The organism is Winogradskyella eckloniae, assembly GCF_013249045.1.
Taxonomy (GTDB): Bacteria; Bacteroidota; Bacteroidia; order Flavobacteriales; family Flavobacteriaceae; genus Winogradskyella; species Winogradskyella eckloniae.
In genome coordinates, this window is sequence record NZ_JABRWP010000004.1 from 187,228 (window position 1) to 213,822 (window position 26,595).

At 32.2% G+C, this 26,595-nt stretch carries 25 protein-coding genes; 5 read left to right on the forward strand and 20 right to left on the reverse strand.

Annotation, left to right across the window (positions count from 1 at the left end; translation table 11 throughout):
- Window position 1 precedes the first annotated feature (1 nt).
- Window positions 2–2,470, reverse strand: a complete 2,469-nt coding sequence (locus tag HNV08_RS08460) for a zinc-dependent metalloprotease (RefSeq protein WP_173280767.1) — start codon at window positions 2,468–2,470, stop codon at window positions 2–4.
- A gap of 135 nt (window positions 2,471–2,605) precedes the next feature.
- Between HNV08_RS08460 and HNV08_RS08465 the strand changes: the two genes are divergently transcribed.
- A complete protein-coding gene (locus tag HNV08_RS08465) occupies window positions 2,606–2,902 on the forward strand; it encodes a DUF3817 domain-containing protein (protein WP_173280768.1) in 297 nt (98 codons plus the stop codon).
- Complete coding sequence (locus tag HNV08_RS08470) at window positions 2,895–4,133, forward strand: mechanosensitive ion channel family protein (protein ID WP_317170222.1); 1,239 nt, start codon at window positions 2,895–2,897, stop codon at window positions 4,131–4,133. The genes HNV08_RS08465 and HNV08_RS08470 overlap by 8 nt, the downstream gene beginning before the upstream one ends.
- On the opposite strand, the gene HNV08_RS08475 is transcribed toward HNV08_RS08470, so the two are convergent.
- Complete coding sequence (locus tag HNV08_RS08475; protein ID WP_173280769.1) at window positions 4,130–4,522, reverse strand: acyl-CoA thioesterase; 393 nt, start codon at window positions 4,520–4,522, stop codon at window positions 4,130–4,132. The genes HNV08_RS08470 and HNV08_RS08475 overlap by 4 nt on opposite strands.
- 199 nt (window positions 4,523–4,721) lie before the next feature.
- Between HNV08_RS08475 and HNV08_RS08480 the strand changes: the two genes are divergently transcribed.
- Entirely contained in the window at window positions 4,722–5,138 is a 417-nt protein-coding gene (locus tag HNV08_RS08480; protein ID WP_173280770.1) for a glyoxalase, read from the forward strand.
- A gap of 4 nt (window positions 5,139–5,142) precedes the next feature.
- On the opposite strand, the gene HNV08_RS08485 is transcribed toward HNV08_RS08480, so the two are convergent.
- The 3 genes from HNV08_RS08485 to HNV08_RS08495 form a co-directional block, all read right to left on the reverse strand.
- Window positions 5,143–5,820: a DUF2461 domain-containing protein gene (locus HNV08_RS08485; protein ID WP_173281078.1), complete on the reverse strand. Its 678-nt coding sequence runs from the start codon at window positions 5,818–5,820 to the stop codon at window positions 5,143–5,145.
- Window positions 5,821–5,898: 78 nt separating this feature from the next.
- Window positions 5,899–6,084, reverse strand: coding sequence for a hypothetical protein (locus HNV08_RS08490; protein ID WP_173280771.1), 186 nt, complete (start codon window positions 6,082–6,084; stop codon window positions 5,899–5,901).
- A 104-nt stretch (window positions 6,085–6,188) separates the two neighbouring features.
- Window positions 6,189–7,091: a mechanosensitive ion channel family protein gene (locus HNV08_RS08495; protein ID WP_173280773.1), complete on the reverse strand. Its 903-nt coding sequence runs from the start codon at window positions 7,089–7,091 to the stop codon at window positions 6,189–6,191.
- 298 nt (window positions 7,092–7,389) lie between these two features.
- Between HNV08_RS08495 and HNV08_RS08500 the strand changes: the two genes are divergently transcribed.
- Together HNV08_RS08500 and HNV08_RS08505 are read left to right on the forward strand one after the other, a co-directional pair.
- Entirely contained in the window at window positions 7,390–7,611 is a 222-nt protein-coding gene (locus HNV08_RS08500) for a hypothetical protein (RefSeq protein ID WP_173280775.1), read from the forward strand.
- A 125-nt stretch (window positions 7,612–7,736) separates the two neighbouring features.
- Window positions 7,737–8,162, forward strand: coding sequence for a hypothetical protein (locus tag HNV08_RS08505; protein ID WP_173280776.1), 426 nt, complete (start codon window positions 7,737–7,739; stop codon window positions 8,160–8,162).
- Between the two features lie 64 nt (window positions 8,163–8,226).
- On the opposite strand, the gene truA is transcribed toward HNV08_RS08505, so the two are convergent.
- From truA to HNV08_RS08580, 15 genes are all read right to left on the reverse strand, one after another.
- Entirely contained in the window at window positions 8,227–9,012 is a 786-nt protein-coding gene (truA, locus tag HNV08_RS08510; RefSeq protein ID WP_173280778.1) for a tRNA pseudouridine(38-40) synthase TruA, read from the reverse strand.
- Window positions 9,013–9,191: 179 nt separating this feature from the next.
- Window positions 9,192–10,868 carry a T9SS type A sorting domain-containing protein gene (locus HNV08_RS08515; RefSeq protein ID WP_173280780.1) on the reverse strand — a complete coding sequence of 559 codons (1,677 nt, stop codon included), beginning with the start codon at window positions 10,866–10,868 and terminating at the stop codon, window positions 9,192–9,194.
- Window positions 10,869–11,279: 411 nt separating this feature from the next.
- A complete protein-coding gene (locus HNV08_RS08520; protein WP_173280782.1) occupies window positions 11,280–14,393 on the reverse strand; it encodes a GEVED domain-containing protein in 3,114 nt (1,037 codons plus the stop codon).
- A 530-nt stretch (window positions 14,394–14,923) separates the two neighbouring features.
- Complete coding sequence (gene hisIE / locus HNV08_RS08525; RefSeq protein WP_173280785.1) at window positions 14,924–15,526, reverse strand: bifunctional phosphoribosyl-AMP cyclohydrolase/phosphoribosyl-ATP diphosphatase HisIE; 603 nt, start codon at window positions 15,524–15,526, stop codon at window positions 14,924–14,926.
- A 112-nt stretch (window positions 15,527–15,638) separates the two neighbouring features.
- Window positions 15,639–16,394, reverse strand: a complete 756-nt coding sequence (gene hisF, locus HNV08_RS08530) for an imidazole glycerol phosphate synthase subunit HisF (protein ID WP_173280787.1) — start codon at window positions 16,392–16,394, stop codon at window positions 15,639–15,641.
- A 36-nt stretch (window positions 16,395–16,430) separates the two neighbouring features.
- Complete coding sequence (locus HNV08_RS08535) at window positions 16,431–16,850, reverse strand: GNAT family N-acetyltransferase (protein ID WP_173280789.1); 420 nt, start codon at window positions 16,848–16,850, stop codon at window positions 16,431–16,433.
- Entirely contained in the window at window positions 16,850–17,638 is a 789-nt protein-coding gene (gene hisA / locus HNV08_RS08540) for a 1-(5-phosphoribosyl)-5-[(5-phosphoribosylamino)methylideneamino]imidazole-4-carboxamide isomerase (protein WP_173280791.1), read from the reverse strand. Before hisA ends, HNV08_RS08535 begins: the two co-directional genes overlap by 1 nt.
- Before the next feature lie 43 nt (window positions 17,639–17,681).
- Window positions 17,682–17,960, reverse strand: coding sequence for a GIY-YIG nuclease family protein (locus tag HNV08_RS08545; protein WP_173280792.1), 279 nt, complete (start codon window positions 17,958–17,960; stop codon window positions 17,682–17,684).
- A 34-nt stretch (window positions 17,961–17,994) separates the two neighbouring features.
- A complete protein-coding gene (gene hisH / locus HNV08_RS08550) occupies window positions 17,995–18,645 on the reverse strand; it encodes an imidazole glycerol phosphate synthase subunit HisH (protein WP_173280794.1) in 651 nt (216 codons plus the stop codon).
- 76 nt (window positions 18,646–18,721) lie between these two features.
- Complete coding sequence (gene hisB, locus HNV08_RS08555; RefSeq protein WP_173280796.1) at window positions 18,722–19,855, reverse strand: bifunctional histidinol-phosphatase/imidazoleglycerol-phosphate dehydratase HisB; 1,134 nt, start codon at window positions 19,853–19,855, stop codon at window positions 18,722–18,724.
- A gap of 271 nt (window positions 19,856–20,126) precedes the next feature.
- Complete coding sequence (hisC, locus tag HNV08_RS08560) at window positions 20,127–21,173, reverse strand: histidinol-phosphate transaminase (RefSeq protein WP_173280797.1); 1,047 nt, start codon at window positions 21,171–21,173, stop codon at window positions 20,127–20,129.
- Window positions 21,174–21,229: 56 nt separating this feature from the next.
- On the reverse strand, window positions 21,230–22,519 hold the full coding sequence (gene hisD, locus HNV08_RS08565; protein ID WP_173280799.1) for a histidinol dehydrogenase: 1,290 nt from the start codon (window positions 22,517–22,519) through the stop codon (window positions 21,230–21,232).
- Between the two features lie 58 nt (window positions 22,520–22,577).
- Window positions 22,578–23,435, reverse strand: a complete 858-nt coding sequence (hisG, locus tag HNV08_RS08570) for an ATP phosphoribosyltransferase (protein ID WP_173280801.1) — start codon at window positions 23,433–23,435, stop codon at window positions 22,578–22,580.
- A 287-nt stretch (window positions 23,436–23,722) separates the two neighbouring features.
- Window positions 23,723–24,535 carry a prohibitin family protein gene (locus tag HNV08_RS08575; RefSeq protein WP_173280802.1) on the reverse strand — a complete coding sequence of 271 codons (813 nt, stop codon included), beginning with the start codon at window positions 24,533–24,535 and terminating at the stop codon, window positions 23,723–23,725.
- 15 nt (window positions 24,536–24,550) lie between these two features.
- The gene (locus HNV08_RS08580; RefSeq protein WP_173280804.1) at window positions 24,551–26,584 is read right to left on the reverse strand and encodes a VWA domain-containing protein; all 2,034 of its coding nucleotides are present in this window, start codon (window positions 26,582–26,584) and stop codon (window positions 24,551–24,553) included.
- Between the last annotated feature and the right edge of the window lie 11 nt (window positions 26,585–26,595).

The following is a 26,595-nucleotide window of genomic DNA, read 5'->3' on the forward strand; positions in this document are numbered from 1 at the left end:
ATTATTTTGGGTCTAAAATTGCATTTATACGTTCTATACCATCTTTATAGTGGTACTGTGTTTCTATATTTATATCTGTTCTAGATGCCGATGTTAGCATACGTTTTACAACATTTAATTCGCCTCTAACGATGGCTCTCACATCAGATTGATTGACATTATAATACTGCCTGGTTCGCTTCGGATCTAAATTTTCTGTCATTAAATTAAACATGGCATCTAAATAAACACGTTGCAAGTTACGTCTAAAAACTGAAACATTTTTACCTGCTGTTATTTCTGACCAAATACCAGCTCTTATATCTTTTAACATTTCTAAGGCCGTATAGTTATTGACATCTATTGCTTTGTGATCGATAAGACGACCTAGACGTTCAAAACTTAATAAGTTATTTAAGTGTCTTGCTTGATAGCGTCTGATGTTATCCGTATAACTCGCGTAATTAATATTATGAAGTATCTCTTTTTTTATTAAAAAAGTTGGCGTTTCAAAAGCATTACTATGTAACCATTGTATCGCTGATTTTTGATAAGCTTTTGGGACAGCCTCATAAACAACACCATTTTGAGATGGTGTTTTCGTAGATTCTACAACACCACCAACATGCGTAACAACATGACCAATATAACGACTCCAAACGCTAAGTAACTCGCCATATAATTCTTCTAAATCGTCATAGTTATTGGTTTGGTCACTAGTCCATGCAGGTAAATTTTTAGCTACTATTTTTAAGTTGTTTATGCCATATGTACTGGCTTTTATACTGTTATTACCAATGTCTTCAGTTTGAGCTGTAGGATCAAAACGACTACTTTGTTTTCCGAATTTATAGATAGGATCACCTGCTTTTTCAGTAATCCAACGGTTTAAGATAGCTTTTTCATCATTTGCAGATGTTGCATCATCAATATATCTGTAGCCATAATTTATGGCATAATTGTCGTAAGGTCCTAATTGTCTTATAAATCTAATATTTTTATCACCTGGTTGTGCAATGTAATTGTAACGTGCATAATCCATAATAGTAGCAGCAATTCCATTTTTTTGAGTGAAAGCACCATCTCTATACTGTTCTACGTCGTAGGCATAGCTAGCACTCATGTTGTGTGGTAACCCTAAGGTATGGCCAACCTCGTGAGCGATAACCATTTTCATCATTTCACCTATATCTTTATCAGAAGTATATAATGTTCTGGCAGAAGGGTTTGCCGCACCAGTTTCTAACAAATACCGATTGCGGTACGAGCGTAAATGATTGTGATACCATATAATATCACTTTCTATTATTTCGCCACTTCTTGGGTCTGAAACACTTGGTCCTGTTGCATTTCTTGTTGTACTAGCGACGTATCGTATTACAGAATACCTGATGTCTTCAGGACTAAAATCAGGATCTTCTTCTTTTGTTGGAGGATCTTTTGCAAGAATAGCATTTTTAAATCCGGCAGCTTCAAATGCTTTTTGCCATAATTCAATGCCTTCTTTCATATACGATCTAAATTTCAAAGGCGTAGCAGGATCCAAATAATAAACGATTGGCTTTATAGGCTCAACTAATTCGCCTCTATTATAGGCTTCAATGTCCTTAGGAATGAGTTTCCAACGTCTTATATAAGTTTTTTTATCTGCTTTTAAAGCTTCACTACTATAATCATATTTACTTAAAGTAAACCAACCGACACGTTCATCATAAAGTCTAGGTTGCATAGGCACTTTTGGCAATAGAATCATAGATTGATTCATTTGTATGCTTATGGTTTCATCTCCAGTATTTACAGGAGGTTTAGCGGCATTGTATGTGAAATCTTGAATCACTTCTATGTTTTCAGGAAAACTTTTTACGGAATTAATAAAGCTCCTTGTTTTATCTAAGTTTTTAACCTTGTAAGCCGATCGTAGCCTAGAAGACAAACCACTTATAGATTTTACATCGGAATTATAGAATTTTGTAACATCGATAACCACTGCAGAAGAATCTGTAGAAAATGCTGCAATATCAAAGGCATATAAAGTAGGTTCAAAATTATTGGCTTTTACCGAAATATGAATAGGTAAACTATCTGAAGCTACTGCGCTCGATGATTTTTCTTTGATTAAAATTTTATTTTTAAAGCGTTCCCAGTTTATTAATCTCGTATTGGTTTTAGTACCAGCATTGACATAGCCTCCACCTAAATTTGACGGTAATTTGGCAAATCGACTCACTAAGAGCATATCTGTATTTAAGTAGGTCATTGGAATTTCAAAATAGTACTTCTCTCCTACTAAATGCACGTTAAACAACCCTTTGTCTGTTATAGCGTCTTTAGTTATTATCTGGTGATAAGCTTTAATTTTTCCGTTTTTCTTTTTAGGTGTTGGCTGGCTTTGTGTTGTTTTAGTCGTGCTTTTTTTCTTACGTGTAGATTGTGCTGTGGCGCAAGAAAAAACAACTAAAGCACAGAGTACTATGGTGAGGAATTTATTCATAAATGGATCTGTATTTTATTGAATCATTTGGCTAAAGATAATTAAAGAATTAGAGATTAAAAAAAAATCTTAAAAGCTGTTAAAATCTACGAGTATTACTTAAAACTAAAGTACTTTTGTAGCAAATTTTTAGCCATGTTAAAACTCTTACCTGTTTTTAGAATTGTAGCTTTTTTAGAGGGTTTATCCTATATATTATTATTGGGTATCGCTTGCCCTATTAAATGGTTTTTAGACGATCCGCAATATGTAAAATTATTAGGTATGCCACATGGTATATTATTTATGATTTATGTGGTTATGGCTGTATTAATTAGTTCTGATATGAAATGGTCTAGCAAAACACTTTGGATAGTGCTTATCGCTTCTGTTTTGCCTTTTGGTACATTTTATATTGAAAAAAAATATCTAAACACCACCAGACGTGCTTAATATTAAACATTTTCTATATGATATTTTAATAGAAAACGGACTGTCTATAGATACTGCTAGATTTATAAACATGTTTGTTTTATTAGTTATAGTAGTAATTATAGCCTTTATCATTGATTATATTACAAAACGTTTACTTTGGCGATTTTCTGCCGCAGTAGCGACGCGCACAAGAACAAACTTCGATAATATTTTAATAGATAACCGGTTACCTAGAAATGTAGCTCATATTATACCACTTATTATATTAATTGAATTAGTACCGCAAATTTTTTCTGATTTTGTATATGCAGAAACATTAATATTAAAGGTTTTAAAAGTCATAGGTATCATATTAACACTGAGCATTATAAGAAGTGTTTTAAGATCTATTAAGGATTATTTAAAAACAAAATCGAGCTATAAAGACAAACCTATTGATAGTTATATACAAGTATTTATGATTTTTGCTTGGCTTATAGGTGTGTTTACTGCTATTGCTATTTTAACAGGAATAACATTTTTAACCTTTGCAACTACTCTAGGTGCAGCGTCAGCAATCATTATATTAATATTTAAGGATACAATTCTAGGGTTTGTAGCCAGTATACAAGTATCTATAAATGATATGGTTAGGATTGGTGATTGGATTACGTTTGAAAAATATGGTGCAGATGGAGATGTTACCGAAATTAATTTGGCAACAGTTAAGGTTCAAAATTGGGACATGACTATTACCACTATTCCGACTTATGCATTAATTTCAGATTCGTTTAAAAACTGGCGAGGCATGAAGGATTCTGGTGGACGTAGAATCAAAAGATCTGTAATTATAAAAGTCTCCACCATAAAATTTTTGACAGCACAAGATATTGAGAAACTGAAAAAAATTCAGTTAGTTGCTAAGTATATTAATTCTAAATCTAAAGAAATAGCGGCATATAATGTGGCTCATGAAGCCGATAAATCCGTATTAATCAACGGATTAAATCTGACGAATTTTGGTGTGTTTAGAAAATACCTTCAAACTTATGTAGAAAATCATTCGGCAATAAATGAAAACATGACTTTGATGGTACGTCAATTAGAACCAACACCTCAAGGTATCCCAATGGAAATCTATTGCTTTAGCAAAGATCAACGTTGGGAAAACTATGAGTTTATTATTGGTGATATTTTTGACCATGTGTTAGCTGCAGTAAAGTATTTTGATTTAGAAATTTATGAGCTAACCTTAGGAAAATCATCTTAATTAGTACTTAATCGGTCTTTAACAAATTCTATTTCTGTTTTACCATGAGGCTTTGGTTTACCGTCAGCACCTAAGTTTACCATTACAATATTGTCTACGGTTAAAATGGTTTCACGAGTCATTTTATTTCTGGCTTCACATTTTAATGTTAAAGAGGTTTTACCAAACTTTACAACTTCAATACCTAGTTCTACGATATCGCCTTGTACAGCAGAACTCATAAAGTTTATTTCGGAAATATATTTGGTTACAATTTTTGAATTTTCAAATTGTATAATCGTATAAAGCGCAGCTTCTTCATCTATCCATGCTAAAAGTTGTCCTCCAAACAGCGAACCATTAGGGTTTAGATCTTCGGGTTTAACCCATTTTCTTGTATGAAATCTCATATGTGTTATTTTATTTTTATTGTATTAATAGTATAAAGGTAAAGCTTCATTGCGTATTAATTAGGCGATGACCATAACTATTGTATATATCTAAATGTACATTGTTAATAACAGCGTTAACAAGAAAGTATTGTTGTGGTTATTACGGTATACTATTTACTTAATTTAGATGAGAATTAATCCTTAAAATTACTTCAATATGGCTTCTAGATTGAATAACCTACTCTCAATAAGACCACAAATATTATCCGCAAAAGTTTATGAAAGTACGAGTGCTGAAGAATCTTTTCAGAATACAACATTGCGACCTATTATTAAATTACAACATGATTTATTGGTTGCCGTTTTTAAAAATTATATAAGAAAACACAAAAATGTATTTTTTGATTTAACCTTAGAACAGCAATTAAAGTACATTTCTAACGCGATACAAAAAGATATTAAATTTAGAAACTCTTTAAAAGGCATGGTCATAGGTCAGTTTACAGTGGCAGAATACGAAATATATACAAAAAATTCATCTGCGCTAAATAAACGAATGACTAATATTATAAAAGAACGTTTAATAGAAAGCATTCAGTTATTTAACGAAAAAGAAAGCTTACAAGAACTGTAATCGTTTATAATAAAGACTCGCCATTAAGATTTGTTGTAAGGACGTCGCTCATATAATCAAAAAAGGGTCTTACATGTTTAAAGGCTAGATTAACGTCTTCTAAAAAATCATTGGCAAGTACAGCTTTGTCTGTGTATTTTTTTGTAAAAATGAATTGCTTTTTACGAATTAAATCTATGGCAGCGTGTTCTTTATTAAATCCTTTGGGTGCTGTTTTTAATTCGTCGCCTACAAAATTTCCCCATGTTGTTTTAAAAGTTTCTTCGTTTAAAATGGCTCTTATTTCACTATCATCCATTTCAAACTCCTTTCTAATTCGCAATAAATCTTCTTTACTTGGTTGCCAAAATCCAGTGGCTATAAAAGACTCGTTATTAGGTTGAATATGGAGATAATAGCCACCACGCAATTCAGGTTTTTTTCGAGAAAAAGCGCCACCAAAATGTGTTTTGTAAGGCGATTTATTTTTTGAAAAACGAACATCTCTATATATTCTGAAGATTTTTATATTTTCTATCTGATCGTGCGTATTCATAACCGCACCTAACTGATTGTAAATGGTTTTCATTTGAGCCTCAAGAGCCTTAAACTCTGGTTTATTTTCATTGAACCATTCTCTATTATTGTTTGTTTCAAGTTTTTTAAAAAAGGTTAAAACGTCTTTTGGTATCGTATTATTCATGGTGATGTTACTAATTTCTATAAAAATATAAAAAGCCATCGTAATGATGGCTTTTTAATTTAGTAATTGCTACGTTTTTTATTTCATATCATCTACACTGTCTTCTAGATCATCAGAAATGTCGTCTGCAGTATCTTCTATGGCATCTCCTGTGTTTTCAACAGCGTCTTCAATCTTTTCTCCTGTAGTTTTTTGTTCTCTACAACTGGTAGCGATAAGGCTTATACTGAATAGAACTACAACTATATAACTTAATTTTTTCATTGGTGTTTGCGTTTAGTGATTATTATTATAGACATGTGATTATCATATGTCTTTTCTGCTTTAAACAAGGTGTCATTAATGTTGAACTCACCATGTCTTTTATATTAATTATGTGTAAAGGCTTCCTTTAAATTAGTGGCTTTTATATCGAGGTTGTTTTCAAATTGCAAAGTTCTAATAGGAAATGGAATATTGATGTTTGCTTTGTCATAGGCTTTCTTTATTTCAATAATGGCTTTGGTTTTTGCTCTTAATTTTTCGAGCATACTTTCTGCGTCAATCCAAAAACGACATAGGTAGTTAATAGAACTATCACCAAATTCTGTGTAATAAAATTCTACATCATCAGATGATTTTACTTGTTCAAAATTAGTAGCAATAACCTCTTTTGTTAATTGTTCTACTTGCTCTAAATCGGATTCATAACCCACACCACATTCTATAAAAACTCTCATTTTAGTTGTTAAAGAATAGTTTTTTAAAGGGTTTTCTAGAATGGTTTTATTTGGAATAATTACCACATTATTATCGGCTTCTTTTAAAGTAAAATCTTTAAGATTAATATCCATTACCTCTCCAGAAAAACCAGTGGTTTCTACCCAATGACCAATTTGAATTTTTTTTCTAAAAGACAAGATAAGACCAGCAAAGGTATTGGCCAATGTGCCTTGTAACGCTAAACCAATAGCTAAACCTACAACACCTGCACCTGCTAATAAAGAGGTTAATGCTTTACCTAAATTTAAAACGCCTAAGGCCATAAATAATCCTAATGCAACTACGATTACTGCACTCACTCTAGATATGGCGTCTTTTATAGATTTTTGTTCGATTCTTTTATCTATTAATTTGGCAACAAGTTTACTCACGTATTTGGCAGTGAAATACGCAGCCACCATAACCAAAATAGCCAAAACTAAATTTGGGATACTTTCTATTATGGTGTTAAACCAACCAATTAATTTTTCGTATAAATTTCCTAATGCTGTATTAAATTGTTCTTTCATAATATGTTTAAAATGTATTAATGCGTTATAAAAGTTAAACGCCTCTAAAGAAAACAACGGTTTGTAATAGCTGTTTTACGCTTAACTCTTGAAGTATGATACAAATATCTTAATCATTAATTGATATGATTTGCTCTTATGAAATAAGTCTTAACTCATTACAAAAAACATTAATTCATTGAAAATTAATGAGATTTATAAATAGTGGATAACTGTTAAATAATTGTTTTAGAATAAACTTGTGTGGTGTGAGATTTTTTCCTATTATGCACTACTTTTAAAAACATATATAATACTTATGGGTAGACCAGCAACAAGACCAACAAAACTAAAAGACGGTTACTATATTGAAATTAGAAATAAAGGCTCAAGAACAGGTGTAAAATTATACAGTGGTACTAAATTACAGATGCATCGTGCAATAAAAATGTACGAACGCTCAAAAGAAGTACTTATTTTAGGTGAATCTGTTGACGGAAAATTTGTGAACAAAGAGCCAAAACTTCACGTTGTAGGTTAAAATTATTTGCCCAATTTTTTTTGTGATTTGTGTCACATAGATTATTGATTTATATTTTTTTTCATAAATTGTTGATTGAAATGGCATTTTATCGTGCCAATTATTAATTAATTGATAATTTTATTATGGTAAATAGTATAAACAAACCTCCTTTTTGGTATTGGATAGTAAGTGTATTGGCATTGTTTTGGAATGGTGCTGGTGTGATGGCTTATCTAGGAAGAGGTTTTGTAACTGACGATATGATTGCGCAATTACCAAAAGCGGAACAAGCAGAATTTCTTGTAGAATATCCGGCATGGTATACAGCAGCATTTGCATTAGCTGTATTTTGTGGCTTTTTAGGATGTATATCTTTATTAATTAAGAAAAAATGGGCTTATGTTCTTTTTATTATATCTGCAATAGGTGCAATAATTCAACATGTATATTTATTCGTAAATGTTGATATTACTGGAGCTGCTACAATAATGCCAATTATGGTAATTGTAGTTTGCTTAGGTTTAATTTGGTTTGCAAAACAGGCCATTAAGAAATATTGGATTAACTAAAATTTAATAACCAACCAATTTTTTAAAGGTATCAGATATTGTCTGGTACCTTTTTTAGTGTTTATTATTGAAAATTTACAGAATGTAAAATTAAGCCAGATGCTGGTGCTATATAATCCATTACTTCTTTACTATCTAATTGTAGTGTGCTTTCTATGTAGTCTAAAGACACCTCGCCTCTACCTAATTTAATAAGACAACCAAACATTAATCTAATTTGGTTTCTCATAAATCCTTTACCAACGACCTTAAAGACATACGATTCTTTCGGGAAAAAATTTGCGGTATATATAGTGTTGTTTACAATTTCCGAACGTTCAATGTGTCTCACATATTCTCCTTTATCCGTTGCTCTATAGCAATAGGTTTTAAAATTATGAGTACCTTCAAATAACTTAGCGCCTTGTTTCATTAACGCTACATCTAAAGGTTCTAATATTGTCGTTAAAATAGGTGCGCAAAATGGATGATTTTTTTGACCTTCAGAAAACACATAATGATACTCTTTTAGCTTAGAATCTTTAATAATATTAAATTTATTATCGACCTCTTTAATAGATAATGCTCTAATATCTTGTGGTAAGTTATGATTAAAGAGCGCTAAAAACTCATCAAATTCTTTTATAGGTTCGTTATATATAAATAATTCTAAAGCGGCTTCATTAGCAGAAACCATTGCATCTGTTCTGCCTGCACCTAAAGTTTTAAACCTAACATCTTTAAGAATATATTTTAATGTTCGGTCTATCATAAGGTGTATTGTTTTTACATCTGGTTGTTTTTGCCAACCATGAAAACGATAGCCTAAATATTGAATTTTAATGAGGTAATAATAACGTTTATCAAACATAATGACAAGAACGCTATTTTAAAGGAATTTGCAAAAATATTGACCATTTTAAAATCTAAAACTAACAAAAAATGAAATCAAAAGACCTCATAAAAAAACTACCATAATCTACGTATTGAGACTATGGTAGCTGATAAATAGACAACAACTTAACTTAATAATTAATAATTATTAGGGCTTTATTTTATAATTAATTTTTCTGAATGTCTAACATTAGTATTGTCATTTAATGCAATTACATATATACCAGGAATTAAATATTTTACATCTAAAATTTGAGTAGTACTCTTAGAGTTTAAAGCACTTTCTAATATAAGACGACCGTTGATATCATATAATTCTGCTTTGGTATCATTATATAATTGCCCCTTAATTTCTATAGTATCATTACTGTTATTAGAAATGATGTTTAATTCATCTAATGTTGTATTGTCAATGTTTAGTGCATCACTAGAATATCTAAGGTAAAAACGACCTGTTCCTGAAATGTCTGAATCTGTAGTGAAAACATAATCCATATCAGTTAATAAAGTTGATGTACTATTTTCAGTATCATCTAAATATATTTCAACAGTATCAGGCATATCAGTTTCTGTAATACTAATTGTAATTTCTTGACCTTGGCTAGCATTAACACCTAAAGGAATTACAGCATCGTACATTGAATCTGGGTTTAAAGCTTGGATAGCAAGTGCAACACCAGTGTTATCTTCTACTAAATTAGAATATAATGAAAATGCAGGTGCTGATTGTCCGTAAACACCAGAATCATATCCAGGATCAAAACCGCTTGTTGCGTTGCTATTAAAGTAAATTTGAGTGTCATAGTTAGAATCGTTAGAACTAGAATTTAATTTAATAAAACCATGGTGAGGTGATGTTGTTTCAGATCTTCCAGCAATAAAATCATCTGAATCTCCTGTACAACGCATAGATGATTTGAATTCTACTGTTCCTCCGCCCATTTTTGATTTTACAAAAAAGGCTTGACCAGGAGCAAGTTTTTCAATAACAGTAGGAGAATCTACAACAGCTTGGTTCCAGATTAACCATCCATCTGATGTATCTCCATCATAACCATAAATGGCTTGATAAGCTCCAGTCTGAAATTGCGATTTATTCAAATTAAAGAATGCTTCAAAATCAACATATGAAGGATAAGGATTTCCAATTAAATTCCATTGGTAGCCAGCAGCTGCATCAGATATCGTAACATTATTAACGTCACTTGTAATTACAGAACCTGTAAATATTAAATCTCCATTATCAGTGGTAGCAGATCTATAGCCTTTACCAGATTCAATTTCAGTTAATAAATTAGACAACATATTGTAATTTGTATAAGCACCTGAAGCAGTATTAAAAGGTGCAAAAGCAACTGTTAAACCAGAAGTAGCAATATTTAAGTTTTGAAGCGCAAAAGATTCAAACAATTGACCTGATACAGGTGATGATATTAAGTCGTTTGTTCCTAATTGTTCTGTATGTCTATGGTATTTAGCAACACCAATAAAATTCCCTTCACATATAAAACTAGAATATAAAGACGATGTAGATTTTAAATTTAATAAACTTGCAGTAAGTGTAGCACCAGCATCTACAGTTAAAGCAGCTCCTGCTTTTACCGTGATTGTTGCAAATGTAGTGTTTGCAGAAATATTTAGAGTACCAGACTCAACAATAATATTGTCTATTGCCGTTATTATACCTAGTGGACTAAATATTCCATCCGTAAAGGTGTAATCAATTGGTAATGTTTTTTGAACGGCTGTAACTTCTTCCTTGATTTGGGCATTCGTTAGATTGAATAGGAAAAATGAAAATAAAGCGATTAAAGTAGTTTTTTTGAATTCCATAATTTATGTTTTTAGGTTAGGTTAAATTCTGAGTCAAACTTATAAAACATTCAAACACAATCGATTAAATGCTAAAAAAATCGTTTAAAAACTGTTAAAAATCGATTAAGTTAAAATAAATGCGATAAAAAGCATATAAAACCGCCGAACGGAAAATTTGTTTTTAGACCTATTTTATGATAAATTCAAGAAAATAATGGAAATTTAGATTTTTTTAACACAAACTAGAGTCAAAAATCTAGTTTTAAGCGTTTTAAACACCAAATTGAATACCTACATTTTATGTTATTGTATTGTTTTAGAAAGATTCCTTATTAATATATAAGGTATGCACCTTAAAAATTTATAAAAAAAATAGGCTACCATATATTATATAGTAGCCTATTAAAGTGTAATATGGTTTAAGTACTATTACTTTAATATCAATTTTTGAAATTTAGAATTACTAGTATTAGAAACTTTAATAATATAGACTCCAGTGCTTAATGAAGAAACATCGATATAATTAAATGTATTTGATATGTTTAAAGCTTCAGTTAAAACAAGACGCCCTTGTAAATCATATAGGTAAGCCTTTGTGTTAGACATTAATAAGCCTTCAACTATAATTGTTTTAGGTGTTGCTGTTGTAGAGATGATTAGACTGTTTATGTCGTTATCTTTAATGTCTAATGCTTGTGTTTCATATTGAATATAAAATCTACCAATACCCGAAAGGTCTTGAGACGGTGTAAATATATAATCAGAATCATTTAACAAGGTTATTGTGTTTTCATAGGTATCATTTAAAAATACCTGTATGTCTGAAGGTAAATTTGCACTATCATCTATGGATAGTGTGAGTTGTTCATTGGCTATAGCATGAATACCAATTGGTATGATGGTATTATTTAATGCGCTATAAGGCAAGGACTGAATGGCCATTCCTAAACCTTCATCATTTTCTACTAAATTAGAGAATATACAAAACGGACTCGCATTTCCTTTATATAAAGCAGCATCATAACCAGAATCTAATCCGCGTGTGGTCCCTTCAATAAAATACATTTCGGTAGAAGTTGTTTTAGTGTTACTCGTTAAATTTAGTTTACAAAAAGCAACATTAGTAGTTGTATTGCGTCCGGCAATAAAATCATCAGTACTTCCTGTACGTCTCATGCTGGTTGTAAAATCTACTAACCCTCCTCCAGATTTTGATTTTACATAAAATCCTTGTCCTGGTGCAATTAGTTCAGTAATTGTTGTATTTGCTATTGTCGCTAAATTCCAAACCGTCCAACCATCTTGCGTATTACCATCATAACCATAAATGGCTTTATAAGCAGTGCCAACTGCAAATTCATTTGAATTTTCTGTAAAAAAATCTTCAAAGTCAATATATGAAGGATATGGATTTCCTATTAGATTCCATGCAAATCCAGCACCTGCATCTGTAATAGGCACATCTAATACATCAGAGATTATAGGTGTGCCAGAAAAAGATAGCGTACCACCATCTGTTGTTGCGGTTCTATAACCGATTCCTGGATCTATAGTAGTTAGTAAATTAGTGATTATATTATAATTCTGATATTCTCCGTCAACTGTATTATAAGGAGCAAACGCTCTTATTGCACCTAATGCAGGTAAGTTTAATAGGTTTACAGTAGCAAAGTCAGGGAAAAGTATTCCAGAAATTGGTGCAGAAATGAGATCATTGGTGCCTCCAATTTCAGAACCAACTAATGCTACATGTCTATTGTAATTGACTAATCCTGTAATTGAGCCATCCGAGATTAAACTTGAAAATTGTTGTGATGTAGAATTTAAAGTCACAAGAGAAGCCGAAAGTGTTACACCTAAATCTATTGTAAGTGCTGCTCCAGGATTTACTGTAACATTGCTACATGTAGTATTAGCATTAATATTTGCAGTACCTGACTCTATTATTAAAGCGTCCGTAATATTTGAAACACCAACAGGATTCGTAGGAGACCAACCATTATTATAGGTGTAGGTGGTAAATGAATTGGCTTCAACATATATGGAGTAATCTTCTGATTGACCATATGCTAAAGATGAATAACAAGGTGAATTATTAATAAGTCCGGGACCATATATATCATCGACATCTGTAATTAAACGCATCCGCACATAATTACCATAAGGGATGATAGTTGGATATGTTAATGTGATTGGAACAATAGTGGCTGGAGATATGTCTTGAGAAAAATGTTGAAACTCAGCATTATCTTCAAAATCTCCATCGTTATTCCAATCTATCCACACACCTAATTGTTGAAAATTATTCGTATACATTTCTACATTTAACGTATTAGAGACAGACGTATCTATAATAAAAGAATTAGAACAAGCAGCTAAATCAATGTTTCCACCATCATTTTGCGAATGAGATGATGCTTCGGTATTTCCATTTAATTCCACACTCAAAATACCAGAGTATACTGAGGGACTTGAGTTCACACTACAGGCTGCAGTAGGTTCAATATAGTTAGGATCTAATGGTTCTGCACCAGTTGAATTAACGATTGGAGTGCCTTCCATTATAGCTCTTGCTCTTGTTTTTTGATCATTTGTAAGGCGGTCAGAACAGCTATAATAACCCATTATATTATTGATGGTATTATTATCTACCCAAGGTAGTCCTGTACAACTATTAATTACAGGACATGTACTTGTCTCTCTTTTGTGTGGTACAGTATCTGCACAACCGTCACTGTCTACGCCAACAACAGCATCTAATGGGCAATCATTTCCTATGCCGTCACCAATAAATGTATGATGCAGGTTTAAATAATGACCCGCTTCATGTACAACCGTACTGTTATCTCCATTAGAATTTAATCCCCAACCATTTGTGTTTCCTGGGTCGTAACCAAAAACGGATGACATCATTACTGAGCCATGATTCGTATAATTTTCTCCATAATAATAGGCATAACCTTGATAGCCATAACCACCATTATTGTTATCCAATTCTGTCACTATCCAAATATTAAAATATTCATTTTTAGGCCAACTACTAAACGCCACAATATCCGAATAATCTGCGCCATTAGTGTTAGCAACATTAACACCGAAGTTAGAATACCCAGGAAGTGACGACGCATCTAGTCTAATTATTCCATCCGTTGAATTACAATTAGGATCTCGTTGTGCCAAAACAAATTCAATTTCAAAATCTACCGAACTCGTTGGGATTTGACCACGATAATAATCGTTAAGATTATCAATACTGCTATATATTTGAGCATCAGAAATATTTGAACCTACACCTTCTGCTTCTCCTAAATGTAATACATGTATAACAACTGGTATGGTTAAAACATTGGTCATTTTAGAAAGATTTCTGTTTTTTAATGCTTCCTTTGCCCTTTCTTCAGCTAGTCTTTCTAATTCCACAAAATTAGGATCCAAAAGCAATTCCTGTCTTTTAATATCTGTGGCGCACTTCTCCTGTGCATAAGTAATACTTGCCAACGAAATAGCGATTATTACGGTAAAAATAGTTTTGCTTAATCTCATGGTTTGATTGTAATAAGGTGTGTACCAAATTAATATGTTAGCAAAATAGGTATTTTGTCGATAATAAAATAATATGTTAATTTTATTCTTAAAAAATTGTATAATTCTTAAAGTTATTAAATAAAAAGTAATGATATGTTAGTGAAAAACGAGCAATAACACTAAATTTTAAGAATGAAGCTCGCTCTTTACTGAGGATTAGGAAAACACTCTAATAAAAGAAGGACCTTAGAGCGATTACACAAATAGAGCTCTTTTACTTATGTTAACGAAAAAACGAAAGGTTGTTCTCAAGGTGAACGTTACTGGAATAAACGCAATATGAGAATGGCATAAAATATTGCCAACCAAGTTATAGCATCCGTCGCTTAAAAAAATATTGTCTTCGTTGGTGCGTCACACGTCATGGAACTAGAAAAAGAATTTCGTAAAAATTACCCTAAACTTAAACGTAATTCTTGCTAGTGATTAATTTTATAGATAATAATAATTAAACCTTAAAGCTGGCAGCACTCTTGAGATGTTCCAGCTTATTTTTTATCTCTTTGTTTTAGTATCGAAACCACATCATTCAATTTAAACCCTTTGGCTTGCAGCAACATTAAATAATGAAACAATAGGTCCGCACTTTCTTCTAAAAACAATTGGTCATTATCATCTTTAGCTTCAATAACAACTTCAACAGCCTCTTCTCCTACTTTTTGAGCTATTTTATTAATTCCTTTTTCAAATAGAGAAGCCACATAAGATTTTTCAGAATGACCTGCTTTTATTCGAGAAGCAATTGTTTCTTCTAATTCAGATATAAATCCATACGTTTCAGTATTGGTTTCATTCCAACACGTATCTGTTCCTTTATGGCACGTTGGACCTGCAGGACTTGCTTTTACTAATAACGCATCGCTATCACAATCTAATTTTATATCTACTAGATTTAAAACATTGCCACTCTCCTCGCCTTTTGTCCAAAGTCGCTGCTTAGACCTGCTGAAAAATGTCACTAATTTAGTGTCAATGGTTTTCTTTAACGCATCAGCATCCATATAACCTAGCATTAATATTTTGTTGGTTGCCACATCTTGAATTACTGCTGGGACTAAACCGTCTGGACTTTTATTGAAATCTACGTTCATAATATTTTTTTGTCATTCCTGCCTTTTTTCGACTATCGCTCAAGATAAACTGTGACCGGAATCTATTTCATTAATATTTTATTTTGTATTCCTGTCTAAACAGGATTAACAACTACAATCTCACAGGAATATCCTGTTTTTTTAATTCTTCTTTTAATTCTAATATTGGTATTTCGCCAAAATGAAACACACTTGCTGCTAATGCTGCATCTGCTTTACCTTCTTTAAAGGTATCTACAAAATGTTGAATGGTTCCTGCGCCTCCTGAAGCAATAATCGGAATATTAACCAAATCCGATAAATGTGCTAACGCTTCATTTGCAAAGCCGCCTTTTGTACCATCATGATTCATAGAGGTAAATAAAATCTCTCCAGCACCTCGTTTTTCAACTTCCTTTGCCCAATCAAATAATCTAATGTCTGTTGGAATAGTTCCTCCTGCTAAATGCACTATCCATTCGTCATCAACTTGTTTGGCATCAATGGCTACAACAACGCATTGACTACCGAATTTTTGGGATAACTCATTAATTAACTCTGGTCGTTTTACTGCCGATGAGTTAATAGACACCTTATCTGCGCCACAATGCAATAATGCATCTACATCTTCAATAGATGAAATTCCACCACCAACGGTAAACGGAATATTGACTTGTTCCGCTACCTTTAAAACCATATCATGCATGGTTCTTCGGTTTTCTAAAGTGGCTGCAATATCTAAAAACACCAATTCATCTGCGCCTAAATCTGCATATTGCTTTGCTAATACAACTGGATCGCCTGCATCTCTTAAATCTACAAAGTTGACACCTTTAACGGTTCTTCCGTTTTTGATGTCTAAACATGGTACTATTCTTTTTGTTAACATAAGCCCATCCTAACCTTCCCAAAGGGAAGGGATTAATTATATATTAAAATTTATGTACATATCTAATCTAGAATCATCGTAATCCTTAAAAATTTCTTTAAAACCCAACTTTTCCCAAAAAGATTTAAAATTAGAATTTGGAACAAAAATTTCAATTCGTTCAACGTTTTTTGCTTTCATTTTTTGCAATATATATTCAACAAGAATTTTACCTAATTTCTGCCCTCTTTGATTCTCTTTAATTTCAAGAACGTTAATCTTTCCAAAATTTCCGTTAATATCAAAAGCGCAAAAACCTAAAATAGAATCTTTTTGATTAATTAATATTAATTCCTCTTTTTTCCATGCTTTCAAGATAGAATTTAAATTTCCTGTTTTTGACTCAATTCTCATCCAATCAGCAATGTCTTCTAAATCCTGAATACTTGGATTTGTTTTAAATGAATATCCTGTCATTAGTTGCAATTAACTATAAAATCCTCTAACTCTTTTAAACTAATTCTATTCTCATAAATGGCTTTACCTATAATAACTCCTTCGCAGCCCATTTCTTTTAATTGAGGCAACTCTTCAAATTTTGAAATACCACCAGATGCTATGAGTTTTATTTTATCTGTCTCCTTGAGCGCAGTCGATAGGTCTTCTGTTCTCGACTGCGCTCGAGCTGACAGACTACATGCTTCCAATATTCTATCATACAACTCAAAACTTGGCCCTTCTAACATACCATCCTTTGAGATATCTGTACAAATCACATACTGAATACCTTTAGCTTGATAGTCCTTAATAAAAGGAATGACTTCTAAAGTACTTTCTTCTTGCCATCCGCTAATCGCGATTTTCTCATTATTACAATCCGCTCCAAGAATAATGCGTTCTGCTCCAAATTTTGAAATCCAGTTTTGAAACACTTCAGGATGCTTCACTGCGATGCTTCCTCCAGTAATTTGATTGGCTCCAGAATTAAACGCGATTTTTAAATCTTCGTCAGATTTTAAGCCTCCACCAAAATCTATTTTAAGATTGGTTTTAGTGGCAATACTTTCTAAAACTTTATAGTTTACAATATGACTTGCTTTTGCACCATCTAAATCCACAACATGAAGATACTCAATACCTGCGTCTTCAAAAGATTTGGCGACTTCTAACGGATTTTCGTTATATATTTTTTTAGTGTCGTAATCCCCTTTTGTAAGTCTTACGCACTTTCCTTCTATGATATCTATTGCTGGTATTATTCTCATTGATTAACGTGTTAATCAACCCTGAACTTGTTTCAGGGTCTTTTTATAATTTTAAAGTTATTAAATTTGAATTTGAATCTTTTATTAAATTTAGTTTCCAATCTTTATGCCAATTCTTTAGCTGTCTTTCTCTATTTCTAGCTTCAATAGAATTATCAAATTCTTCGTAAAATATTAAATCAACTATATTATATTTCTTGGTAAATAAAGCTCCGTTTCCTTGCTGATGTTGTAAAACTCTTCTTTTCAAATCATCGGTATAACCAACATATAATACTGTTCTATTCTTATTTGATAATATATAGCAATAATATTTTTTCATAATAAAAAGATTCTGAAACAAGTTCAGAATGGACTTAAAGGTCTAAAAAATTCTGTAAAATTTTTGAACCTTTAAGTCCACTTTTCTCTGGATGAAACTGAACGCCATAAAAATTGTCATTTTCTAATGCGGAAGCATATTCTAATTCGTAATTTGATGTAGCAATGGATTCATCGCAATTTTCAGCATAATAACTATGCACTAAATACATAAATTCATTGTCCTTAATATCTTTAAATAAATCAGATTTTAAGTTTGAAATAGTATTCCAACCCATTTGAGGCACTTTGACTTTGTTTGAAAACCGTTTCACTTCAGTATTAAAAATCCCTAAACCTTTGGTATCGCCTTCTTCTGTGTGGTTACACATTAACTGCATTCCTAAACAAATGCCTAAAACCGGTTGTTTTAATGTTGGAATTAACTTATCTAAACCACTCTCTTTAAGCATTTTCATGGCAGAACTTGCTTCACCTACACCAGGAAAAATCACTTTATCTGCAGCAATAATTTCATCTGGATTGTTACTTAAAATAGCTTCTACACCTAATCGCTTAAATGCGAATTGGATGCTTTTTATGTTTCCTGCTCCGTAATTTACTATTACTAAAGACGAAGCCCCTTCTAGCTTCCCTTGAGGGGAAGAACTTTTACTCTTATGTTGATTTTGCTTCTCGCTTTTCATCTCAAAAAACTACTTATTTTTAAATTTTTTAAATCCGCAACAGTTTCTTCCCTTCGGGAAGATTAAGATGGGCTTTCTACAACATGCCCTTCGTACTAGGCAAAATCATTTTCTCAACATCTTGTTTTACGGCCATTTTAATCGCTTTTGCAAAGGCTTTAAAAATAGCTTCAATTTTATGATGTTCATTATCGCCTTCTACTTTTATATTAAGGTTGCATTTTGCACCATCTGTAAAAGATTTAAAGAAATGATAAAACATTTCGGTTGGCATTTTTCCAATCATTTCGCGTTTAAATTCCGCATCCCAAACTAACCAATTTCTACCTCCAAAGTCAATACCAACTTGCGCTAAACAGTCATCCATGGGTAAAGAGAAGCCATAACGCTCTATACCTAATTTGTTTCCTAAAGTTGTAGCAAATACTTCGCCCAAAGCAATTGCTGTATCTTCAATAGTGTGGTGTTCGTCTACTTCTAAATCGCCATCAACTTTAATGTTTAAATCTAATTGACCATGACGTGAAATTTGGTCTAACATATGGTCGAAAAACGCAATACCAGTATCAATGTTGCTTTTTCCGGTTCCATCTAAATTCAGGTCAATTTTAATTTTAGTTTCATTAGTGTTTCGTTCTATAGAACCAACACGTTCTGTGGTTTTCAGGAATTTATAAATAACTTCCCAATCGTTTGTTTCTAAAGCGATGTAGTTTTCTAATTCAGAATTACTAACGGTAACTTCGTCGGTTCCTAAATTGGTGTTATCATTAATAAAAATGCTTTTAGCACCTAAATTCTTAGCTAATTCTACATCAGTTAAACGGTCGCCAATAACATAGGAATTCGCTAAGTCATAATCCTCGGAAAAATACTTGGTTAACAAACCTGTATTGGGTTTTCGGGTTGGTGCATTGTCTTTGGCGAATGTTCTGTCAATGAACTGCTCTTTGAAAACTACGCCTTCCGCTTCAAACGTTTTTAAAACGAAATTATGAACTGGCCAAAAAGTATCTTCAGGATATACGTCTGTTCCTAAACCATCTTGGTTGGTAATCATCACGATTTCAAAATTCAATTCTTTAGCGATTTTACTTAAATATTGAAATACTTTTGGGTAGAATTCTAATTTCTCAAACGCATCTATTTGCTCGTCTGCTGGTTCTTTAATAAGGGTTCCGTCTCTGTCTATGAATAATACTGGTCTCATCTTTTTCTGTTATTCCTGCGAAGACAGGAATTCTCCTTTTTATTATACTTTTTTTTATACCTACTTTATACCTACAAGGTTTTGAAAACCTTGCAGGATTTACTTTTTTTTATCATTTCTACTTTTAGACCTGCTAGGTTTTAGAAACCTGCTAGGTCTTTAATTTCTCACGCTTTACTTCAGTTCTCTGTCATTCCTGCGCAGGCAGGAATCTATTATAAATTATAGTTTATCATTGTGGATTCCTGCCTTCGCAGGAATGATATACATTCTATAATTGATTCAATACTTCGATTAATTTCTCATTCTCAATCTCAGTTCCAACAGTAAACCTCAAACAGTTTTCACACAACGCTTGTGTTGTTCTATTTCTTACCACAATACCTTTTTCTACTAATTCTGCGTAACGTTTATCAGCATCATCTACCTTGACTAGCAAAAAGTTAGCATCAGACAGGTAAACTTTTTCTACAAGTGAATTATCTTCTAGTTTTTCAGCTAATAATTCACGTTCAGATAAAATTGTATTGACTTCTTGCTTAATTGTTTCCAAATTATTTAAGCGTTCTGAAGCTTTATCTTGCGTCAGTTGATTAATATTATATGGTGGTTTTATTTTGTTTAAAACAGCTATAATTGCTTCGGAAGCATAACAAATTCCTAATCTAATTCCGGCTAAACCATAAGCTTTAGACAAGGTTTGTGTTACGATTAAATTTGGAAATTCCTGCAAACGATTTAACCAACTTTCTTCTTTAGAAAAATCGATATACGCTTCATCAATCACTACAATGCCTTTAAACTTATGTAATAATTCTTCTATTTTATTCGCTTCAAAACTATTGGCTGTAGGATTATTTGGCGAACACAAAAACAATAATTTGGTTAGATTGTTTGCCGCTTCTAAAATCGCATTTGTATTGGGTTGAAAATTAGATTCTAATTGAATTTCTATATTCTCCACCGCATTAATATTTGCCAAGACAGAATACATACCATAAGTTGGTGGCAACGTAATAATTTTATCGCGATTTGGTTCGCAAAACGCTCTAAATATTAAGTCCAACACTTCATCACTTCCATTTCCTAAAAGGATATTTTTCTCTGAAATTCCTTTTAATTCAGCTAATTGACTTTTTAATTTGACTTGCTGTGGATCTGGATAACGATTGACGTTGGTATTAAACGGATTTTCATTGGCATCAATAAACAGCATGCCGTCTGTTATGTCCTTGTATTCATCTCTTGCGGAAGAATAAGGTTTGATATTTTTAATGTTTTCCCTTAAGAGATTATTTATGTTGAAATTTTGCTTCATTTTAATTGCTTCTCGATACAATTTCTCGTTCCTCGAAATCACTCGAAGTGACGACATTATTCGTTAATTAAATCGTTTAGTCTTAATGTTACCGCATTCTTATGCGCTTGCAACCCTTCTGCTTCTGCCATAAGTTCTATTGCATTTCCTATATTTTGAATGCCTTCTTTAGATATTTTTTGAAAAGTCATGCTTTTTTGAAAACTATCTAAATTCACACCTGAATACGCTTTAGAAAATCCATTAGTTGGTAAGGTGTGATTTGTTCCAGATGCATAATCACCTGCACTTTCTGGTGTGTAATTTCCAATAAAAACAGAACCAGCATTACTGATATTTTCTACAAAAAAATCATCGTTTTCAGTAGCAACTATAAAATGTTCAGGACCATAAGCATCTATCAATTCTAAAGCGGTTTCAAAATCATTAACCACAATTGACTTTGAGTTTGAAATGGAAACCTTTGCCAATTCTTTTCTTGGTAAAGCTTCTAATTGGGATTCAACTTCTGCATTTACTTTTTCTGAAAATTCCTTAGATGTCGTGACCAAAATCACTTGGCTATCTGCACCATGTTCTGCCTGACTCAATAAATCTGATGCTACAAAAGCCGCATTTGCAGAATCGTCTGCCATTACCAACAATTCACTTGGACCAGCAGGCATATCTATGGCAACTCCAAATTGTGTCGCTAATTGTTTTGCAACCGTTACAAACTGATTACCAGGACCAAATATTTTATAGACTTGTGGAATTGTTTCTGTACCAAAAGTTAAGCTTGCAATGGCTTGAATACCTCCAACCTTTACAATTTTAGTTACACCACATAATTGCGCAGCATATAAAATTTCATTAGCAATATTTCCTTCTTTATTTGGTGGCGAACATAACACAATGTCTTTACAACCTGCAATTTGTGCAGGAACCGCTAGCATTAAAACCGTCGAAAACAAAGGTGCTGTTCCACCAGGAATATACAATCCGACTTTTTGAATTGGTCGTTTTTCTTGCCAACATGCCACACCAGACACAGTTTCTACTTCAACTCTATCGGTTTTTTGTGCGCTGTGAAATGTTTCAATATTAGATTTAGCTAATTGAATCGCCGTTTTTAGATTTTCATCAACGTTGTTGGCTGCTTCTATTATTTCTTCTTTAGAAACGATGTTGTTTTTTAGTGTAACACCATCAAATTTTGAGGTATACTTCTCAATTGCACTATCGCCATTCGTTTTAATGTCATTGAAAACTGTTTTTACAGTGGCTTCAATATCTCCAATGGTTTGCGTTGGCCTTATTAATAACGCTGACCAAGTTGATTTATCTGGATTAATATGTGATTTCATATTTTTCTAATTCTTAAAACACTCAATATTATCTTGAGATTCCTGCCTTCGCAGGAATTTATAATACCATGTTTTCAATTGGACAAACTAAGATGCCTTCTGCGCCATTAGCTTTTAACTCGTCTATAATTTCCCAGAAATCATTCTTATTAATTACGGAGTGCACAGAACTCCAGCCCTCTGTAGCTAATGGTAAAACCGTCGGACTCTTCATACCTGGCAATAAACCAATGATTTTTTCAAGATTTTCGTTTGGTGCGTTTAGTAACACATATTTACTGCCTCTTCCTTTTAAAACAGATTTTAATCGGAATTGAATTTTATCAATTAATGCTTGATTTTCGTCAGAAATTAATGGCGATGTTGCTAAAACCGCTTCAGATTTTAAAAGCACATCAATTTCTTTGAGTCCGTTTTTAAATAAGGTGCTTCCACTAGAAACGATATCACAAATACCGTCTGCTAAGCCAATATTTGGCGCAATTTCTACAGAACCATTAATGATATGTAAATTGGCTTTTACGCCTGCTTTATCTAAGAACTGATTTACAGTATTTGGATACGATGTTGCAATACGTTTACCATCTAAATCTTTTAAACTTGTTGCTTTAGAAGATTTTGGCACAGCAATAGACACTTTACATTTAGAAAAACCTAAACGCTCTACAATGGTTAAATCCTTACCTTTTTCTATTAATACATTTTCGCCAATAATGGCTGCATCTACCACACCATCTCTTAAATATTGAGGAATGTCGCCATTTCTTAAGTAGAACACTTCTAGAGGAAAATTACGCGCTGACGCTTTAAGTTGGTCTTTACCGTTGTCTACAGAAATTCCGATTTCTTTTAAAATTCTCATGGAGTCTTCATTAAGACGACCAGATTTTTGTACTGCAATTTTTAGTTTATTCATAATATTTCCTGAGAAAGCAGGAATCTTTTGTTTTATGTCTAAGAATCTCTGAGTTTTTTAAAAATAAAAACCCGCTTGAAATTCTCAAACGGGTTTTAATATATATTTTGAAATTATTCAATACAAATTCACCTCGCTTGATTGCTAGTATGAAAATGATGATGAAATTGAATAGTTGTCATGTTTATCTTTCTTGATACAAAGATTGTGAAATAATATTTTTAAATCCTAATTAATGAACAAAAAAAAGACATTTTTAAGAAATAATTATTTTTTCTACTAATTCTTTATTGATTTCCTAAAATAATTGGCATTCCGCTTTCGCCAGAACCAATAATAATGGTTTTACTATTTGGCGATTCTGACAATTTAACGGTAGCTTCAATCCCTTTATCTTGAAGGATTTTATCTGTTAAAGACGCACTTAAAATACGGTTAGCATCTGCCTTACCTTGAGCTTCAATAATAACTTTTTCGGCTTCTTTCTTTGCTGTTACTAGCCTAAATTCGTACTCTAATGATTCTTGCTCTTGTTTTAATTTACGCTCAATAGCGTCTTTTATGGTCGTTGGTAGTTTTACATTTTCAACTAGAACACGTTTAACGTTTACAAACTGACCTTCGAGCTCGTTTCTTACTTCTTCTAAAATTTCAAGCTCAATAATATCTCTTTTACTAGAGTATAATTGTTCTGGAGTATAACGACCAACCACACTTTTCGCTGCCGCATTAATGGCAGGATTTAATAATTCTTCAATATAATCCTCCCCTTTTGTCTGAATTAATTTTCCAAGATTTTTATATTCTGGTTCAAACCAAATAGTTCCGCTTACTGTAATGTCTAATCCATTTACAGACAATACATTCATATTTTCTGAGATAGACTGTTGTCTTACTTTTTTTATAATCATATCATTCCAAGGAGCCACAATATGAAAACCTTCGCCATAGGTTCTTTCTGTATTAATACCTTCGCCTAAAGGCTCAAATAAAACGCCTCCTTCTCCAGGTCCAATGGTTACTGCTGATTTTGCCACCAAAATGACGAGAATGATGATTCCGATTAAAATCGGCAATCCAACTTTAGGTAATTTTTCCATGTTATTTATGTTAGTTTATATTAGTCCGTTGTATTTTCTAATGAACCACTCGGCAAAAAGGCTTAAAGCTATAATGCCTAGCAGATATTTCCAATCGATCAAAGGTACGATATTTTTAGTGCTTTTTTGAATGGTCGCAAAGCGCTTATCGTTAAGAAGATTATCAATTAATAATTGAGATTGATTTGCAAAATACGCTTCGCCATTGCTCTGAGACGCTAATGCTTTCAATTTGGTAATGTCCGCGTTTAAAAACTGCTGCTCTACATTGTATTCTAAAATTTGAAAACTGCCGGAAGTTGATACCGCTTCTGAATTGTGCTTAATGGTAAAGTCATATAAACCTGCATCAATACCACTTAAATCTACCGTGTAATTAACATTATTCAGTAAAAGCGGTACTTCTCTAATACTGTCATCGTCTTTATGTTTTAAGATGATACTTAGTGAAGCCGAATTATCGAACTCGAAATTCTTATTAAAATATTGTGCCGAAATTATAACATCATCATTTCCGTTGTAAAAGGATTTATAATCAATATTAATGCGTTTTCGTTTTTTATTTGAGCTTAAATATTGAACAAGTTTATTGATAAATTCATCAAAATTATTGAAGCTATTGGTATTTAAAAACGATTGTGCTCGCCATTTCCAAAGACCTTCACCACTCAAAATAGCATGTTTTGTTCCGTTAGCTTCAAAAGTTGCAAGCATTGCATCTTCTGTAGTAATTCCGTTTACCGATTTGTATAATAAGGTTTCAAAAGGTACAGAAATTTGAAGTGTTCCAAACTCGGATTTTAATGGCGGAAAACTACTAAAATCGAGATTTTCTACGATGAATGTTCCGTAGTTTCTGTTTAAACTCGGTTGGTAATTTTCGCTTTGATTGGTTATGTTTTGTTTGAAATAATCTTGACTCTCATTTAAGATATTCCAATTGGTGGTTTCACCAGAAATGATAAATGAATTGACTTTTTGCTCCTGTATTTCTTTTAAAACTGAATTAAATGTATTGTTTGGTTGATATAATATAACTGATTGAAAATCATTAACTTTGTTTAAGTAATCACTTGGCTTAATTATTGAAACACTACGTTGCTCATTACTTTCTATAGATTTTTTTAGCGCTCCTAAATCGGGATGCATTCTGTCGTAAACCAAGGCAATATTTGTTTTTTGATCTATAACTTCTACACCAAAATTCTTAGTGTTATTGACTTTGTTTTTTTCATTTTCTAAAGCCACGATTTCTACTTTATAGGTTTTTACACCAACACTATTAGCCGTTAATGCTGTAGAAATAATTTCGGATGTTTTTGTTGGACTAAATTGAAGTGCTTTTCTAAACACCACAGTGTTGCCTGCCCAAATTTTAAGTTCTGAATTTATGGCATCTACTCCACTGTAATTGACAATAACTTCAACAGGAAATTTATTTTTTAAGTATACATAACGATTTACATTAAGTTGTTTTATACTTAAATCGGAATAGACTGTAGAATCTCCCAAAATCACGGGATAAATAGGTTGTTTTACACGTTTAGACACGTAACTATAATCAGAACCGTAAGTTTGATTTCCGTCACTCAACACAACAATTGGTGCGGTTTGGTTAGCATATACTTCGCCAAATTGTTTTAGAGCTAAAGCTAAGTTAGATTGACGTTCATTAAATTTTAAACTATCTAAAGACGACACCGATTTTCCAAAACTATAGGTTTCAATATTAAAACGGTCTTTGAGTTTAGCATTATCTTGTAAAGCATCAAAAGTTTGCTTTGCATGGTCGGCTTGCTTTAGGTACGAAACCGATTCTGAATTATCTACTGCTAAGACTAATGTTGGTTTCTCATCAAAATACGTAAAGGATTCAAATTTTGGATTGATGAGTAAGAGTAATATTCCAAATATAGATAAGGTTCTTAATGCTGTTAGAAGATACCTTATATTAGATTTTAATTTTGATTTATATATATATTGAAACAGCGCTAATATAAGCGCTGTAACTGCAGCAATTGCAATATATATTATGGTAATGTTTTGCATTATTTTAACAT

What these genes read in the sequence shown, in the direction of transcription:
- HNV08_RS08460 (WP_173280767.1), bottom strand. Translation starts at nt 2,470, where the DNA reads ATGAATAAATTCCTCACCATAGTACTCTGTGCTTTAGTTGTTTTTTCT.
- HNV08_RS08465 (WP_173280768.1), top strand. Translation starts at nt 2,606, where the DNA reads ATGTTAAAACTCTTACCTGTTTTTAGAATTGTAGCTTTTTTAGAGGGT.
- HNV08_RS08475 (WP_173280769.1), bottom strand. Translation starts at nt 4,522, where the DNA reads ATGAGATTTCATACAAGAAAATGGGTTAAACCCGAAGATCTAAACCCT.
- HNV08_RS08480 (WP_173280770.1), top strand. Translation starts at nt 4,722, where the DNA reads ATGGCTTCTAGATTGAATAACCTACTCTCAATAAGACCACAAATATTA.
- HNV08_RS08485 (WP_173281078.1), bottom strand. Translation starts at nt 5,820, where the DNA reads ATGAATAATACGATACCAAAAGACGTTTTAACCTTTTTTAAAAAACTT.
- HNV08_RS08490 (WP_173280771.1), bottom strand. Translation starts at nt 6,084, where the DNA reads ATGAAAAAATTAAGTTATATAGTTGTAGTTCTATTCAGTATAAGCCTT.
- HNV08_RS08495 (WP_173280773.1), bottom strand. Translation starts at nt 7,091, where the DNA reads ATGAAAGAACAATTTAATACAGCATTAGGAAATTTATACGAAAAATTA.
- HNV08_RS08500 (WP_173280775.1), top strand. Translation starts at nt 7,390, where the DNA reads ATGGGTAGACCAGCAACAAGACCAACAAAACTAAAAGACGGTTACTAT.
- HNV08_RS08505 (WP_173280776.1), top strand. Translation starts at nt 7,737, where the DNA reads ATGGTAAATAGTATAAACAAACCTCCTTTTTGGTATTGGATAGTAAGT.
- truA (WP_173280778.1), bottom strand. Translation starts at nt 9,012, where the DNA reads ATGTTTGATAAACGTTATTATTACCTCATTAAAATTCAATATTTAGGC.
- HNV08_RS08515 (WP_173280780.1), bottom strand. Translation starts at nt 10,868, where the DNA reads ATGGAATTCAAAAAAACTACTTTAATCGCTTTATTTTCATTTTTCCTA.
- HNV08_RS08520 (WP_173280782.1), bottom strand. Translation starts at nt 14,393, where the DNA reads ATGAGATTAAGCAAAACTATTTTTACCGTAATAATCGCTATTTCGTTG.
- hisIE (WP_173280785.1), bottom strand. Translation starts at nt 15,526, where the DNA reads ATGAACGTAGATTTCAATAAAAGTCCAGACGGTTTAGTCCCAGCAGTA.
- hisF (WP_173280787.1), bottom strand. Translation starts at nt 16,394, where the DNA reads ATGTTAACAAAAAGAATAGTACCATGTTTAGACATCAAAAACGGAAGA.
- HNV08_RS08535 (WP_173280789.1), bottom strand. Translation starts at nt 16,850, where the DNA reads ATGACAGGATATTCATTTAAAACAAATCCAAGTATTCAGGATTTAGAA.
- hisA (WP_173280791.1), bottom strand. Translation starts at nt 17,638, where the DNA reads ATGAGAATAATACCAGCAATAGATATCATAGAAGGAAAGTGCGTAAGA.
- HNV08_RS08545 (WP_173280792.1), bottom strand. Translation starts at nt 17,960, where the DNA reads ATGAAAAAATATTATTGCTATATATTATCAAATAAGAATAGAACAGTA.
- hisH (WP_173280794.1), bottom strand. Translation starts at nt 18,645, where the DNA reads ATGAAAAGCGAGAAGCAAAATCAACATAAGAGTAAAAGTTCTTCCCCT.
- hisB (WP_173280796.1), bottom strand. Translation starts at nt 19,855, where the DNA reads ATGAGACCAGTATTATTCATAGACAGAGACGGAACCCTTATTAAAGAA.
- hisC (WP_173280797.1), bottom strand. Translation starts at nt 21,173, where the DNA reads ATGAAGCAAAATTTCAACATAAATAATCTCTTAAGGGAAAACATTAAA.
- hisD (WP_173280799.1), bottom strand. Translation starts at nt 22,519, where the DNA reads ATGAAATCACATATTAATCCAGATAAATCAACTTGGTCAGCGTTATTA.
- hisG (WP_173280801.1), bottom strand. Translation starts at nt 23,435, where the DNA reads ATGAATAAACTAAAAATTGCAGTACAAAAATCTGGTCGTCTTAATGAA.
- HNV08_RS08575 (WP_173280802.1), bottom strand. Translation starts at nt 24,535, where the DNA reads ATGGAAAAATTACCTAAAGTTGGATTGCCGATTTTAATCGGAATCATC.
- HNV08_RS08580 (WP_173280804.1), bottom strand. Translation starts at nt 26,584, where the DNA reads ATGCAAAACATTACCATAATATATATTGCAATTGCTGCAGTTACAGCG.